17 protein-coding genes are annotated in these 12,909 nt (G+C 55.8%); 12 read left to right on the forward strand and 5 right to left on the reverse strand.

The window, feature by feature from the left end:
- The first annotated feature begins 1 nt into the window (after position 1).
- From PH7735_RS01015 to recO, 10 genes are all read left to right on the forward strand, one after another.
- The gene (locus PH7735_RS01015) at positions 2-667 is read left to right on the forward strand and encodes a DUF2062 domain-containing protein (protein WP_058309483.1); all 666 of its coding nucleotides are present in this window, start codon (positions 2-4) and stop codon (positions 665-667) included.
- Between the two features lie 73 nt (positions 668-740).
- A complete protein-coding gene (locus tag PH7735_RS01020) occupies positions 741-1,475 on the forward strand; it encodes a pyridoxine 5'-phosphate synthase (protein WP_058309484.1) in 735 nt (244 codons plus the stop codon).
- Positions 1,472-2,098: a LysE family translocator gene (locus PH7735_RS01025; protein WP_058309485.1), complete on the forward strand. Its 627-nt coding sequence runs from the start codon at positions 1,472-1,474 to the stop codon at positions 2,096-2,098. Before PH7735_RS01020 ends, PH7735_RS01025 begins: the two co-directional genes overlap by 4 nt.
- On the forward strand, positions 2,095-2,508 hold the full coding sequence (acpS, locus tag PH7735_RS01030; protein WP_058309486.1) for a holo-ACP synthase: 414 nt from the start codon (positions 2,095-2,097) through the stop codon (positions 2,506-2,508). Before PH7735_RS01025 ends, acpS begins: the two co-directional genes overlap by 4 nt.
- Before the next feature lie 47 nt (positions 2,509-2,555).
- Positions 2,556-3,392: a signal peptidase I gene (gene lepB, locus PH7735_RS01035; protein ID WP_058309487.1), complete on the forward strand. Its 837-nt coding sequence runs from the start codon at positions 2,556-2,558 to the stop codon at positions 3,390-3,392.
- Positions 3,389-4,069: a ribonuclease III gene (gene rnc / locus PH7735_RS01040; protein ID WP_058309488.1), complete on the forward strand. Its 681-nt coding sequence runs from the start codon at positions 3,389-3,391 to the stop codon at positions 4,067-4,069. The genes lepB and rnc overlap by 4 nt, the downstream gene beginning before the upstream one ends.
- Positions 4,070-4,074: 5 nt before the next feature.
- Positions 4,075-4,956 (forward strand): DMT family transporter, encoded by an 882-nt coding sequence (locus PH7735_RS01045; RefSeq protein WP_058309489.1) that lies wholly within the window; start codon positions 4,075-4,077, stop codon positions 4,954-4,956.
- A 41-nt stretch (positions 4,957-4,997) separates the two neighbouring features.
- On the forward strand, positions 4,998-5,906 hold the full coding sequence (gene era / locus PH7735_RS01050) for a GTPase Era (protein WP_058311080.1): 909 nt from the start codon (positions 4,998-5,000) through the stop codon (positions 5,904-5,906).
- Positions 5,903-6,235, forward strand: a complete 333-nt coding sequence (locus PH7735_RS01055) for a DUF1491 family protein (RefSeq protein ID WP_058309490.1) — start codon at positions 5,903-5,905, stop codon at positions 6,233-6,235. Before era ends, PH7735_RS01055 begins: the two co-directional genes overlap by 4 nt.
- A 54-nt stretch (positions 6,236-6,289) precedes the next feature.
- Positions 6,290-7,021 carry a DNA repair protein RecO gene (gene recO, locus PH7735_RS01060; protein ID WP_058309491.1) on the forward strand — a complete coding sequence of 244 codons (732 nt, stop codon included), beginning with the start codon at positions 6,290-6,292 and terminating at the stop codon, positions 7,019-7,021.
- On the opposite strand, the gene PH7735_RS01065 is transcribed toward recO, so the two are convergent.
- The 3 genes from PH7735_RS01065 to PH7735_RS01075 form a co-directional block, all read right to left on the reverse strand.
- Entirely contained in the window at positions 7,008-7,400 is a 393-nt protein-coding gene (locus PH7735_RS01065; protein WP_058309492.1) for an META domain-containing protein, read from the reverse strand. The genes recO and PH7735_RS01065 overlap by 14 nt on opposite strands.
- 3 nt (positions 7,401-7,403) lie before the next feature.
- On the reverse strand, positions 7,404-7,934 hold the full coding sequence (locus PH7735_RS01070) for a TetR/AcrR family transcriptional regulator (RefSeq protein ID WP_058311081.1): 531 nt from the start codon (positions 7,932-7,934) through the stop codon (positions 7,404-7,406).
- 147 nt (positions 7,935-8,081) lie between these two features.
- On the reverse strand, positions 8,082-9,770 hold the full coding sequence (locus PH7735_RS01075) for an acyl-CoA dehydrogenase family protein (RefSeq protein WP_058309493.1): 1,689 nt from the start codon (positions 9,768-9,770) through the stop codon (positions 8,082-8,084).
- A gap of 144 nt (positions 9,771-9,914) precedes the next feature.
- Between PH7735_RS01075 and PH7735_RS01080 the strand changes: the two genes are divergently transcribed.
- Both PH7735_RS01080 and PH7735_RS01085 read left to right on the forward strand, forming a co-directional pair.
- The gene (locus tag PH7735_RS01080; protein WP_058309494.1) at positions 9,915-10,682 is read left to right on the forward strand and encodes a sulfite exporter TauE/SafE family protein; all 768 of its coding nucleotides are present in this window, start codon (positions 9,915-9,917) and stop codon (positions 10,680-10,682) included.
- Between the two features lie 112 nt (positions 10,683-10,794).
- Complete coding sequence (locus tag PH7735_RS01085) at positions 10,795-11,895, forward strand: AI-2E family transporter (protein ID WP_058309495.1); 1,101 nt, start codon at positions 10,795-10,797, stop codon at positions 11,893-11,895.
- Here the strand turns inward: PH7735_RS01085 and PH7735_RS01090 are convergent.
- The gene (locus tag PH7735_RS01090) at positions 11,892-12,404 is read right to left on the reverse strand and encodes a DUF2478 domain-containing protein (RefSeq protein WP_306341216.1); all 513 of its coding nucleotides are present in this window, start codon (positions 12,402-12,404) and stop codon (positions 11,892-11,894) included. The two genes, PH7735_RS01085 and PH7735_RS01090, sit on opposite strands and share 4 nt — an antisense overlap.
- Positions 12,405-12,438: 34 nt before the next feature.
- Positions 12,439-12,894, reverse strand: a complete 456-nt coding sequence (locus PH7735_RS01095) for an ion channel (RefSeq protein WP_058309497.1) — start codon at positions 12,892-12,894, stop codon at positions 12,439-12,441.
- Positions 12,895-12,909: the final 15 nt, after the last annotated feature.

The raw sequence follows: 12,909 nt of genomic DNA on the forward strand, positions 1-12,909 counted from the left end.
CGTGGTATTTAAACGTCGGGACAAACGCAGTGTTACAAAGATCGTTGCGGATGGAATCTATCCCAAGGGCGGCTGGACCCGTGCATTCCACTATGTGAAGCATCGTTTGCGTCGACTACCCGGAACGCCGGAATTCATTGCCCGCGGAATTTGGGCCGGTGTTTTCACCACCTTCTGTCCATTCTACGGGATGCACTTTTTGGTCGCGGCTTTGATCGCGCGGGTGATCAACGGAAATTTGCTTGCTGCGTTGCTTGGAACCTTTTTCGGAAACCCACTGACCTATCTCCCAATCGGGATGGTGTCTTTGAAGACCGGTCACTTTCTTTTGGGGACCGAATTCCACGAAGGCGCAAAACAGTCATTGGCGAGCAAATTTGCCAATGCCGGTGCTGATCTGTGGCATAACTTTGTGTCTATGTTCACGGATTCTGAAATGGATTGGACCGGTCTGTCGGTCTTTTTTGAAGAAGTGTTCTTCCCATATTTGGTGGGCGGGATCATTCCAGGCATCATCACGGCCACCATTGCCTACTACCTGACAGTGCCCGTCATTCGCGCATATCAGAAGCGGCGCGCAGCACGTTTTCGCAAAAAGGTCGCCGCTGCGCAGGCCAAGGCCCAAAAGGCAGCTGCCAAACATCAGGGCAATCTTCCACAAGGGTAAGATTCCGGTTTTCACCAGCGTTTGCGCGCACTAGGTTCCTCAACAAACAGTCTGTGTATTGGAGCGAAATGCGATGCTACGTCTTGGTGTGAATATCGACCATGTGGCCACGGTGAGAAACGCGCGTGGGGGTGCGTATCCTGATCCGGTGCGCGCGGCGACTGTGGCGCAAGCTGCGGGTGCTGATGGAATCACGGCGCACCTGAGAGAAGACCGCCGTCATATTCTGGATGATGACATTGATGGGCTGATGGACGCGCTGTCCATTCCGTTGAACTTTGAAATGGCCGCCACCGACGAGATGCAGGCCATCGCCCTGCGGCACAAACCGCATGCTGTCTGTATTGTGCCCGAAAAGCGCGAAGAACGGACGACCGAAGGCGGTTTGGAAGTCGCACGTGAAGAAAACAAACTGGCACATTTCATCGCGCCTTTGCGTGATGCCGGATGTCGGGTGTCGATCTTTATTGCAGCGGACCCCGCTCAGATCGAAGCGGCGAACCGCATCGGCGCGCAGGTCATCGAACTTCATACCGGCGCCTATTGCGATTTCCACGCCGAAGGCCGGTTTGAAGAACGTGATGAGGAGCTGGAGCGCTTGCGTGAAATGTCGGCTTTTGCACACTCACTCGGGCTCGAAGTGCACGCGGGCCACGGCCTGACCTATGACACGGTGAAACCCATCGCGGCATTTCCGGAAGTTGTCGAGCTGAACATCGGGCACTTCCTGATTGGTGAGGCGATCTTTGCGGGGCTGGACCCTGCTATTCGTGAAATGCGCCGCATGATGGATGAGGCGCGGGCATGATAACGCCAGAATTCATGGCGATCTGGGTGGCTTGGTTGTTGGCCGGGGGATCTCCCGGGCCTGCAACGATGGGCATTGCAGGCACCGCCATGACCGCAGGCCGCAAACAGGCGCTTGCCTTTGCGCTTGGTATTCTGGCGGGATCCGCAAGTTGGGGGATCGCTGCAGCATTGGGGCTATCTGCCATCATGTTGACGAACGCCTGGGTTTTTGAAGTGTTGCGATATGCGGGGGCTGCTTATCTGGGGTGGCTGGCGCTCAAGGCGCTTAAACGGGCGACTTCCAAAGAGGATGATGTCGCTTTGGGGACCCCGTTCAAAGGCAGCTATCGCAGCCTGTTTGCCAAAGGCGCGGCAATTCACCTGACTAATCCCAAAGCGATCCTGAGCTGGGGTGCGATCTATACGATTGTGGCGCCGGGCGATGCTGTACCAACCACACTTTTCGGGTATTTTGCCATGCTGTATGCGGGATCGATATTGATCTTCATCGGGTATGCGTTCTTGTTTTCATCGAAAAAGGTTGTTTACGTGTATAGCCGTGCGCGTCGCCTGTTTGATCTGGCGTTTGCCGGTTTCTTCGGGCTTGCCAGCTTCAAAATTCTTACGGCGAGGTTGCAATGATAATCGGCATTGGCACGGACCTCGCAAATATCGACCGTATCGCGCAAACGCTCGAACGGTTTGGGGATCGGTTTCGCAACCGCGTCTTTACAGATACGGAACAGGGCAAAGCCGAACGCCGACGAGACGTTGCCGGAACCTATGCCAAACGCTGGGCCGCAAAAGAGGCCTGTTCCAAGGCTCTTGGGACGGGGCTGAGCATGGGGATCGCGTGGAAAGACATGTCCGTGACAAACATGAATACGGGACAGCCGGTGATGCATGTCACAGGGTGGGCCGAAAAGCGGCTCAAAGAGATGACGCCCGAAGGTCACGAGGCCATCATTCATGTCACGCTGACCGACGATCACCCATGGGCGCAAGCCTTTGTTGTAATCGAGGCAAGACCCATCGCTCGGGTTGACTCCTGACGGGGCGCACCGCATGTAACGCTCAAATTCCAATCGGAGAAAACAGAATGGCAACCGAGGCAAAGAAATCGGGCGGATTTATGGAAACGGTCAAGACCATCTTTTGGGCTTTGATCATTGCCGGTGTCTTCCGGTCGCTGTTTTTCCAACCGTTCTGGATCCCGTCGGGATCGATGAAAGACACCCTTTTGATTGGTGATTTCGTCTTTGTGAACAAGATGACCTACGGCTATTCCTATGCGTCTTGCCCCTCGGTGCGCCTGCCTGCTGTTGGGATCAATATCGATGCGAAAAAGCTGTGTGGTGTGTTCGACGGAGACAACACGCGTTTGTTTGGTGGTGAACCCGAACGTGGTGATGTGGTTGTGTTCCGCCATCCGGTGACAGGCTATGACTATATCAAACGTCTTATCGCGCTGCCCGGTGAAAGCGTGCAGATGAAACGTGGTGTGCTGCATATCAACGGTGAACCTGTAAAGCTGGAAGATGGCGGTATCTTTGAGGAACAAGCCGGACCGCAGGGCCCTCAAGGTCTGCGCCCGCGCTGTGAAAATGGCCCTGTCGGGGACGGCGGTTTGTGCCAGAAATCCCGTCAGTGGGAAACATTGCCCGGTGGCGTGACCCATTCGATCCTGAATATCGCCAACCAGCCTACGGACAACACTGGCATTTATACCGTGCCCGAAGGCCACTATTTCTTCATGGGCGACAACCGTGACAATTCAACCGACAGCCGCACGCCTCGTGTTGCTCGTGGAGTAGGGTTTGTGCCTTACGAAAACCTGATTGGTCGGGCTGACCGCATCATGTTCTCGTCTGCGGGCCGGTCTATGTTCTTCTTCTGGACATGGCGGGGTGATCGTTTCTTTAAGGCGGTTGAATGAAGCTATCTGCGGATCTAAAGGCGCTTCAGAAACGGATCGGGCACGAATTCTCGCGACCTGAACTCTTGGTGCGCGCGGTGACGCATTCGTCGATGTCGTCGCCGACCCGGGATGACAACCAGCGGCTTGAATTTTTGGGCGACCGTGTTCTTGGTCTTGTGATGGCCGAGGCGCTTTTGGCGCAGGACCGCAAAGCCACCGAAGGCCAGCTGGCACCGCGCTATAATGCACTGGTGCGCAAAGAAGCCTGCGCCGATGTCGCCAAAGAGATCGCTTTGGGTGATGCCCTGAAACTGGGGCGCTCGGAAATGATGTCGGGCGGGCGGCGCAAGCTTGCCCTGCTGGGGGACGCGATGGAGGCCTTGATCGCCGCCGTGTATCTGGATGCCGGGTTCGAACCCGCCAAACAGATGGTCGTGCGCCTGTGGGGGGACCGCGTCAATCGCGTAGAAGACGACGCACGCGACCCTAAAACATCGCTGCAGGAATGGGCACAGGCCCGTGGGCTAAAGCCACCGACCTACGAAATCGTTAGCCGGTCCGGACCGGATCATGCTCCTGTGTTTCAGATTGCTGCCAGATTGGACAATGGCAAGACAGCGGAAGCCACGGACACCTCCAAACGCAAAGCCGAGCAAGCCGCCGCCAAGGCGTTGCTGGGCCAGCTGCAGAGCTGATCCGTATGAGCGATAACCTGCGCGGCAGTCTGGCCATGATCATCTCTATGGCGGCATTCGCGGTCGAGGATGCGCTTCTCAAATTTGCGATGCAAACTGTGCCGACATCTATCGTGTTGATGTTGTTCGGGGTGGTCGGTCTGTGCCTCTTTTCCGGGCTGTCTGTGCGGGCCAGGGAACCTGTGTTGCACACAGCGATTCTGTCACCGCCAATGCTGGTCCGGTCTGTGTTCGAGTTGGGAGGGCGGTTGTTCTTTTTCCTCGCTCTGGCCTTTTCGCCACTTTCCAGCACTACGGCCATTCTGCAATCCGCGCCTCTGGTTGTGACACTGGGCGCCGTTTTGTTTTTGGGGGCCCATGTCGGCCCACGCAGGTGGGTTGCGATGGGGGTTGGGTTCATCGGTGTCCTGTTGATATTGCGGCCCACTCCGGCAAGCTTTGAAATGGCGTCGATTTTTGCCGTTCTGGCCACCATCGGTTTTTCGGGGCGCGACCTTGCCACAAGCATCAGTCCCAAGACCATGTCGGGCAACCAGTTGGGCACGCTTGGTTTTATCGTGCTTATCCTCGCGGGATTTGTTTTGCTGCCGTTTCAGGGGCTACCGTCCGCGCCGATGGAACCGCTGCATCTGGCTATCGTGGCCGGCACCACAATTGTTGGTGTCGTGGCCTATAATACGCTCACCCTTGCCATGCGTACGGGTGACATTTCCGTGGTGACCCCGTTTCGGTATTCCCGAATGTTGTTCGCTTTGGTGTTTGCAGTGTTCTGGTTTGGCGAGCGGCCGGACTTTTTGATGCTGGCGGGAACGATTTTGATCGTTGGAAGTGGCCTTTACACACTGATCCGCAGTGGAGGCAAAATCCCGTCTGGAACCAAGGCGTGAAACCCTGTAGACCCAAGGCTTGCAACGTCTAAGGAATGCTCATGACCAGCCGCGCCGGATTTGTCGCTCTTATCGGTGAACCGAATGCAGGGAAATCGACCCTGACCAACCGCATGGTTGGTGCCAAGGTGTCGATTGTGACCCACAAAGTTCAGACCACCCGTGCCCGTATCCGTGGCGTGGCCCTCGAAGGAGAAAGCCAGATCGTGTTTGTTGACACGCCAGGCTTGTTCCGCCCGCGTCGCCGTTTGGACCGCGCAATGGTGGCCGCCGCTTGGGGTGGGGCCGCAGATGCGGATGTTATCGTCCTGATGGTTGAGGCCCACCGTGGCATCACGGAAGGTGTCGAGCGTATTCTGGAAGGGCTCGAAGACTTCGGAACGGGCCGTACTGTGGCGCTTGCGATCAACAAGATCGACAAGGTCCAGTCCGAGAAATTGTTGGGGCTCACGAAGGACTTGAACGAGCGCTACAATTTTGCCGAAACATTCATGATTTCCGCAGAAAAAGGGCATGGCGCAGAGCACTTGAAACAATGGCTTGCCGAAAAACTGCCAGAAGGCCCGTGGCTGTATCCCGAAGACCAGATCGCCGATCTGCCGCTGCGGATGATTGCTGCGGAAATGACCCGCGAAAAGCTAACGCTGCGGCTTCATCAGGAACTGCCCTATCAGTTGACCGTCGAGACGGAAAACTGGGAAGAGCGCAAGGATGGGTCGTGCAAGGTTGATCAGCTGATCTATGTGATGCGCGACGGGCACAAAGGCATCGTTCTTGGCAACAAAGGCGAAACCATTAAAGCCGTTTCAAAGGCGGCGCGCGAAGAGCTGGAAGAATTCATGGGCCGCAAGGTTCACTTGTTCCTTCAGGTCAAAGTGCGACCCAATTGGCTGGAAGAGAAAGAACGCTATTCCGAGATGGGGCTTGATTTCCGCGACGGGAATAAATGACACGTCTCACTGCAAAGTTCTGGGTGCAGGCCTATATGGCCCGCCTGGAGTTTTCGGGAATCCCTGCCTATGTCATCTCGCACGGGGATGACACAGCTGGTGCGGTTCTTATCAAACTTGCAACGCTTGACGGGCAGGCACAGGCATTTCAGCGTTCGTTTGATCTTATGTCTGGCGCGCGCAAATGGGTGGTCTTGTCCGAGGGGGCCGAAGCAGATGTTGACGCGGCTCTGCGCCGGCAGCAAGAATTCGATCCTGATATCTGGGTGATAGAGGTCGAAGATCGACAGGGGCGACATTTGCTGGATGAACCCGATCTGTGCGATTGACGGACCTTGCAGGTCGCGTTTTCTGACGGTAAGGCGCCCCACGGAGGAGCAGTGATGGAATGGCGGGATCAGGGCATTGTGCTTGGCAGCCGTAAACACGGTGAAACCTCTGTGATTGTCGAAGTCTTCACGCCGGAACATGGCCGGCACTCGGGCGTTGTACGGGGCGGGACCAGTCGCAAAATGACCCCTACACTTCAGGCCGGTGCTCAAGTGGACCTGCGGTGGCGCGCGCGGCTTGAAGAGCACATCGGCAGCTTTACAATTGAACCGCTTCGAAGCAGGGCCGTTGTTCTGTCTGACCGGATGGCCTTGGCGGGTATGAATGCCGTGACTTCGTTGCTTATGTTTTGTTTGCCAGAACGTGAGCCACACCCAGAGCTTTATGCCCGTTCCGAACAATTGCTTGACCTGCTTGGGCAAAACGAAATTTGGCCGCTTGCCTATCTGAAATGGGAACTGGCCTTTCTCGAAGAGCTTGGGTTTGGTCTTGATCTGTCGGAATGCGCCGTCACGGGCGCGCGTGACGGATTGATTTATGTCTCGCCCAAATCGGGACGTGCAGTGTCAGGGCAGGGGGCAGGAGACTGGGCAGGTCGCATGTTGGCGCTGCCACCTTGCCTGCGCGGCGAAGGAACCGCGCCGGACGAAGAGGTCATTCAGGCGCTTGGGACCACCGGATATTTTATGGAACACAAAGTTGCCCCCCATCTGGGGCACAAACCTTTGCCCGAGACACGTGGCCGCTTTGTTGATCTGTTCCGGCGGCGGCTTACTTTGCCCTAAATACCAACTGCGCCCCTGAGTCATTGCTAAGCAACAAAACGTCACCCGAAAGTTCGGCGAGTGTCATGCTTTCAAGGGCTTTGAAAAACACAAATTCAGTTTGCAGATCCGGGCAGGACATTTCTGTTGCCGTAATCTGATCAATCGCAATCCATGGCAATGGGGCTGATTGTTGGGCCGTGAAACCGTTGCAGGGACCTTGCCCTACTACCTTGCCCCGGTTGCCGAACGACAGTGTGACGGGCGCATCTACGGGCTTCCCCTGCATCTCGGTTAGATGCCATGTCTGTTCGTTGTCATATCCGGCGATTGTTTCGTCCCGCAAGCAGGCCGAAAGCAACAAACCAAGGACGAGAATTGATGTAATGCGTAGGGTCATCCCCTAGGCATATAGGGCAAGAACGAGATCTACCAGAGTGCCGAGGGCCGCTTCGTTTCTTTGCCCGTCAAGGCCGGACAATTCGGTCATGCCAAGGTTCGCGGCATAGATGATCCGCGACAGTTCAGGGTTGGAAAGACCAATCTCTGACAGCAGGACATCCAGCTCTTCAAGACGTTTAGCATCAACTCGCGCGACGGTTTCAGCGACTTTTTCACTGCCATGCGCCCATGCACGGATCGCGGGTTCGATCGTACTGGTGTTTTCACTGTGCTGGGCAAGGCTTCGCAACCGTTGAACGGCGCTCGCGTTTTCTTCGCCAGTTTGAAAGCCATCAAGGCTCTCGGCTTCCCAGCGGTTCAACAGAGCGTCGTGAAATGCAGGAACGTCTTTGAAATGCCAGTAGAAAGACCCTTTGGTCGTTTGCAAGTCTCTGGCGAGGGCCTCGGCCTTGAGAGCAGAGGGACCTTGCGCAGTAAGCGCATCAAAGCCGGCTTGAATCCAGCTTTCCGGGGAAAGGCGTGTCGCAGTCATAACCCTCAGGTAAGCGCGCCGGTGATTCTTTGCAAGCGCAGCAATGCCGCAGTGCAGCATTTTGCCTGAGCGTGGCCCAAATGCCTATTTAGATGCAAAAAACGCGCCCCTTAAGGGCGCGTTTTCAAGAGTGTTTTGAGGGCTATTTTAGCCCAACAGGCGACGTGCGATCACTTGCGCCTGAATTTCGGCGGCACCTTCAAAGATGTTCAGGATACGTGCATCACACAAGATGCGGCTAACCTGATATTCGAGGGCAAAGCCGTTGCCACCGTGGATTTGCAGCGCGTTGTCGGCTGCGGCCCATGCGACGCGGGCGCCAAGCAGTTTCGCCATGCCAGCCTCAAGATCACAACGCTGGTCGTGGTCTTTTTCCCAAGCCGAGAAATAGGTCAGCTGGCGGGCGACCATGATTTCAACAGCCATCATCGCCAGTTTGCCGGCAACACGGGGGAAGTTGATCAGCGATTTGCCGAACTGTTTACGGTCATCTGCATACTGCATGCCGACTTCCAGAGCGTTCTGAGCCACACCAATGGCGCGCGCTGCGGTCTGGATACGAGCCGCTTCAAAGGTTTTCATCAGCTGTTTAAAGCCTTGGCCTTCTTCACCACCCAAGAGGTTCTCGCCTTTGACTTTGAACCCGTCAAAGCCAAGTTCGAATTCCTTCATGCCGCGATAGCCCAGAACCTCGATCTCGCCGCCGGTCATGCCTTCGGTCGGGAAGGGGTTTTCGTCGTCACCCGGGGTTTTCTCGGCAAGGAACATCGACAGGCCTTTGTGGTCAGTCGTGTTCGGATCGGTACGGGCCAGCAGGGTCATGACGTGGGTACGCGCCGCGTGTGTGATCCAGGTTTTGTTGCCAGTGACCTCGTAGTCGCCATCGGCGTTTTTCACGGCGCGGGTGCGCAGAGAGCCAAGGTCGGAACCGGTGTTGGGCTCGGTAAAGACAGCAGTTGGCAGGATTTCGGCCGAGGCCAGCTTGGGCAGCCAGTATTGCTTTTGTTCTTCGGTACCGCCTGCTTCGACCAGCTCGGCAGCGATTTCGGAACGGGTGCCCAAAGAGCCAACCCCGATATATCCACGCGAGAGCTCTTCCGAGACCACAACCATCGACGCTTTGGACATGCCAAGCCCGCCGTATTCTTCAGGAATTGTCAGACCGAAGACGCCCATTTCGGCCAGCTCTTCGAGGATTTCCATAGGAATGTAATCATCTTTCAAGTGCCACTCGTGGGCATTGGGTACGACGCGGTCATCTGCATAGCGGCGGAACTGCTCGCGGATCATTTCGAGTTCTTCATCCAGCCCCGAAGCGCCGAAAGTCGCGTGGCCAGCGTTGTCCTGCATCAGTTCAACAAGACGCATGCGCGCGGCCTGTGTATTGCCCGAGGCACACAGTGCATTGATTTCTGCGGTGTTCAAACCTGCAAGCGCATCCGCATCCATGCCGAGATCGCCAACACGGACGATTTCTCCCTGGCTCATCGGGATGCCGCCTTTGATCTGGTTGAGATATTCGCCAAATGCGATCTGGTGAATCAGCTGTTCCATCTCACCAAACTTGCCGTCTGCCTGAAGGCGTTCCGCCCAAGCCTGCATCTGGATCAGAGACTGTTCGTATGTTGCCAGCCAAGACAGGCCATGTGCCGCGCCTTGGTTTTGTTCGAGCAGTGCGCCCGAGACACGACCGTCGCTTGAAACGGTTTCGCGAACTTTGGCTGTCGCGGATTCCAAAAGAGCTTTGACCGGGGCAATCGCCGCGCCGGTAAGCGTCAGAAGATCGGGGAGAATTGCGGATTGTGTCATCGTCAGGTCCTGTCCGTCATGGGCCATGAATCATGTCCTTCACTTTGCTGCAGTGTGACATAATCCTTTTGCAGGTGCAGCGCAACATTAATGCTTCTTTCATGACGTAATTGTTTGTTTGTTGCGCATGGATTTTTTGCAGAGCCGCGCTAAAAGACCTAAAAGTCAGAGATGGATGTTTTTTTGGCCGACCTTTCGCCCCAGCTTTTTGTCGTGACACTGGCCATCGCGATTCTGGCAGGTGTGATCAAGGGGATGGTCGGGTTTGCCATGCCAATGGTGATGATTTCCGGGCTTAGTACGTTTTTGCCACCCGAGCTTGCCTTGGCTGGATTGATCCTGCCGACACTGGTCACAAATGGGATGCAGTCCCTGCGTCAGGGTGTCGGTGCCGCGATCGAGTCTATCAAAACTTTTCGCGTGTTTTTGCTCGCAGGGTTGGTCAGCCTGTTGATCTCGGCCCAGTTTGTGCGGGTGTTACCGTCCGAAGTGATGCTTTTGCTCATTGGGGTGCCGGTTTCGTTCTTTGCATTGCTACAACTGATGGGATTGAAGATTTCATTGCCCAAAAGATCTTTACGGGTTGAGGCAGGTGTTGGAGGGTTCGCTGGGGTGATTGGCGGGTTGTCCGGTGTATGGGGGCCGCCCACCGTTTTGTACCTCACAGCGCTGAACACCGAAAAAACAGAACAAATGCGCGTGCAGGGGGTGATCTATGGTCTTGGTGCGTTCGCCCTGTTTTTTGCGCATATCGGTTCGGGCGTCATGCGTGCCGAGACGCTGCCCTTTTCCGTGGCGATGGTACCACCAGCGGTGCTGGGCATGTGGTTGGGTGGAAAGGTGCAGGACCGGATTGATCACGCGATGTTCCGAAAGGCGACATTGGTGGTTTTGACGGTGGCGGCGTTGAATCTTGTGCGGCGCGCCGTGATGGGGTGAATTTATGCAGAGGGTCGCATTGCCCACAGGCGATACGGCCCTTATCTGAAGGCTGTAGCCTGACCCGAGATGCGACGGCCGACTGGAACGGAATTGAAAGACAGGGGGCGCTATGACGCGCGACGGTTATGCGAAGATGACCGGCATCAGCACGGTCATACTGGCGGCTATTGCCGTGGGGTGGTCTCTGAGCGCCGCACAGGCCATTCTTGTTCCGATCGTTTGGGGTGCGCTTTTGGCCTTTCTTATGGATGGGATCTCGCGCGAACTGGAACGCTTGCCAAATTATTCACGGATTGTGCCATCGTGGATGCGCATGACCATGACCGGCATTGTGCTGTTTTTGTTCCTCTTTTTGGGTCTTGGGTTTTTCGCACGTAATATGGAGCCGGTGGTTCGGGCGATTCCCGACTATGTCGAGGCTCTGTCTGTGATCGTCTCTGATCAGGCCAGCCACTTTGACTATGAAATTGAGCTGACATGGCAGTCCTTTAACAAACTGCTTGATGACAACGTCGATCTTCAGGTTGCCATCCGCTATGCGTTGAACTCAGTGTCTTATTCGGCGGGATATGTGGCGCTGGTTTTCCTCTACGCCATCCTGTTTTTGTTTGAACGCCACGCGATCAAGGGCAAGATCGCGGCGATTGTGCCGGATGATCAGGCGCGCGCGCGGGTCTGGGGCACGATCGATATGCTGATCTCTCAGATCGGTACGTACTTTACCATGAAGACATTGGTCAACGTGGTGCTTGGCGTGGTCTGTTGGGTGATTTTCCTGCTGTTCGGCATTGAGTTCGCGGCGTTCTTTGCCGTGCTCACCGCGATCTTTAACTACATTCCTTATGTGGGGTCGTGGATTGCCATGGCACTCCCGCTCCTGTTCGCGATTGGACAGATGGGATTATCGATGAATGTGTTGCTTTTGTTTGCGGCACTAAGTGCGGCACAGGTCGCCGTGGGCTATTTCTGGGAACCGCGCCTGATGGGGCGGAGCATGAACATGAGCCCGGTTGTCGTCATGATTTCACTGGCCGCGTGGACCGCCATATGGGGCGCGGCGGGCGCGATCCTGTCCGTAATCCTGACATCTGCCATCGTAACGATTATGGCGTTGTTTCCGGGGTCAAAGTCGCTTGCGATTTTGCTGACCAATGACGGGCAGCTTCCTCAATCGCCGATGACAGATTCCGAAAACGAAAACGCGTCCTAATCTTCGTCGGCGTCATACCACGCCATCAACGAGTCTGGGTCGGGCGCAACATAGGTGGCAAGACCGCCCGAGAAATCTTCGAAATTTTGGCGGTTCATCCCGTTGATGCCGGTAATCACATGCGCGCCCTGTGAAAGGGCCTGTGCCACCAGATCCCGAAAACCGCGCCCGTCAGATTCCTGTTTGCCGAATTTGTTGAGGATGAACACGTCAAACTCTTGATCCATCCGCTTGCCGGTTTCGAAAACAGCCTGTTCCAATGCCTCGGGGTTCAGCCTGCAACCGCTCGATTCCTTTCCCAAAAACTGCGAAATCCTGATGCGGGGGCCGTCGGGCAGAACCTGAACATCCATATCGCAACGGTGTGTCGTCTCGCAGTCGGTATTGATCTGTACGATCCCGCGGGTGCGCGCCCCCCTTGCACCCAGCTTGTCTGCAAAGTCTGCAAGAAGGCGATCAAGGTCCCCTTTGCCTTCGGTCATTGTATAGGCGATTTTCATTCGGCTCATGGTCCTCTTGATGCAACGTGGGGCGAGAGTTCTATCATTTGTGTCGCGTTGACTCGGCATACCCTTTGGCCTCGGGCAGCAACCTGCCAAGCAGGGCCACCAGAAACGCCGTGCTCACACCGAGGGACAGCACACCGCTCACGCCGGCCATCGTGCCAAAGATACGCGTTCCCGTGCCAAGCACAACGTCGCCGTATCCAACAGTCGAATAGGTAACGAGCGCAAAGTAAAGAGCGCTGTTCAGATCCTCAAGCACCCCCATGACCAGAAACGCCTTGGCCCAGATCCAGACCTGAATGGTGTGTGACAGCGTGATCCAGATAAAGGCGGCGCCCACAACCGTGACAAGGCGCACAAAGGGGCGGTTTCGTCTTACATGATCGGAAAAACGTTCGGCGATGGTTGTCAGATAAGCAATCGCAACGACGTGAATGACAGCGCATAACGCCAGAAAAAATGAACCCCAGATGAGTTGCCAAGTCAGTGTCACGTCTGGTCCTTCCGG

The organism is Shimia thalassica (genome assembly GCF_001458215.1).
GTDB lineage: Bacteria > Pseudomonadota > Alphaproteobacteria > Rhodobacterales > Rhodobacteraceae > Shimia > Shimia thalassica.

What these genes read in the sequence shown, in the direction of transcription:
- PH7735_RS01075 (WP_058309493.1), bottom strand. Translation starts at nt 9,770, where the DNA reads ATGGCCCATGACGGACAGGACCTGACGATGACACAATCCGCAATTCTC.
- PH7735_RS01080 (WP_058309494.1), top strand. Translation starts at nt 9,915, where the DNA reads ATGGATGTTTTTTTGGCCGACCTTTCGCCCCAGCTTTTTGTCGTGACA.
- PH7735_RS01085 (WP_058309495.1), top strand. Translation starts at nt 10,795, where the DNA reads ATGACGCGCGACGGTTATGCGAAGATGACCGGCATCAGCACGGTCATA.
- acpS (WP_058309486.1), top strand. Translation starts at nt 2,095, where the DNA reads ATGATAATCGGCATTGGCACGGACCTCGCAAATATCGACCGTATCGCG.
- PH7735_RS01055 (WP_058309490.1), top strand. Translation starts at nt 5,903, where the DNA reads ATGACACGTCTCACTGCAAAGTTCTGGGTGCAGGCCTATATGGCCCGC.
- lepB (WP_058309487.1), top strand. Translation starts at nt 2,556, where the DNA reads ATGGCAACCGAGGCAAAGAAATCGGGCGGATTTATGGAAACGGTCAAG.
- rnc (WP_058309488.1), top strand. Translation starts at nt 3,389, where the DNA reads ATGAAGCTATCTGCGGATCTAAAGGCGCTTCAGAAACGGATCGGGCAC.
- PH7735_RS01025 (WP_058309485.1), top strand. Translation starts at nt 1,472, where the DNA reads ATGATAACGCCAGAATTCATGGCGATCTGGGTGGCTTGGTTGTTGGCC.
- PH7735_RS01070 (WP_058311081.1), bottom strand. Translation starts at nt 7,934, where the DNA reads ATGACTGCGACACGCCTTTCCCCGGAAAGCTGGATTCAAGCCGGCTTT.
- PH7735_RS01090 (WP_306341216.1), bottom strand. Translation starts at nt 12,404, where the DNA reads ATGAGCCGAATGAAAATCGCCTATACAATGACCGAAGGCAAAGGGGAC.
- recO (WP_058309491.1), top strand. Translation starts at nt 6,290, where the DNA reads ATGGAATGGCGGGATCAGGGCATTGTGCTTGGCAGCCGTAAACACGGT.
- era (WP_058311080.1), top strand. Translation starts at nt 4,998, where the DNA reads ATGACCAGCCGCGCCGGATTTGTCGCTCTTATCGGTGAACCGAATGCA.
- PH7735_RS01065 (WP_058309492.1), bottom strand. Translation starts at nt 7,400, where the DNA reads ATGACCCTACGCATTACATCAATTCTCGTCCTTGGTTTGTTGCTTTCG.
- PH7735_RS01020 (WP_058309484.1), top strand. Translation starts at nt 741, where the DNA reads ATGCTACGTCTTGGTGTGAATATCGACCATGTGGCCACGGTGAGAAAC.
- PH7735_RS01045 (WP_058309489.1), top strand. Translation starts at nt 4,075, where the DNA reads ATGAGCGATAACCTGCGCGGCAGTCTGGCCATGATCATCTCTATGGCG.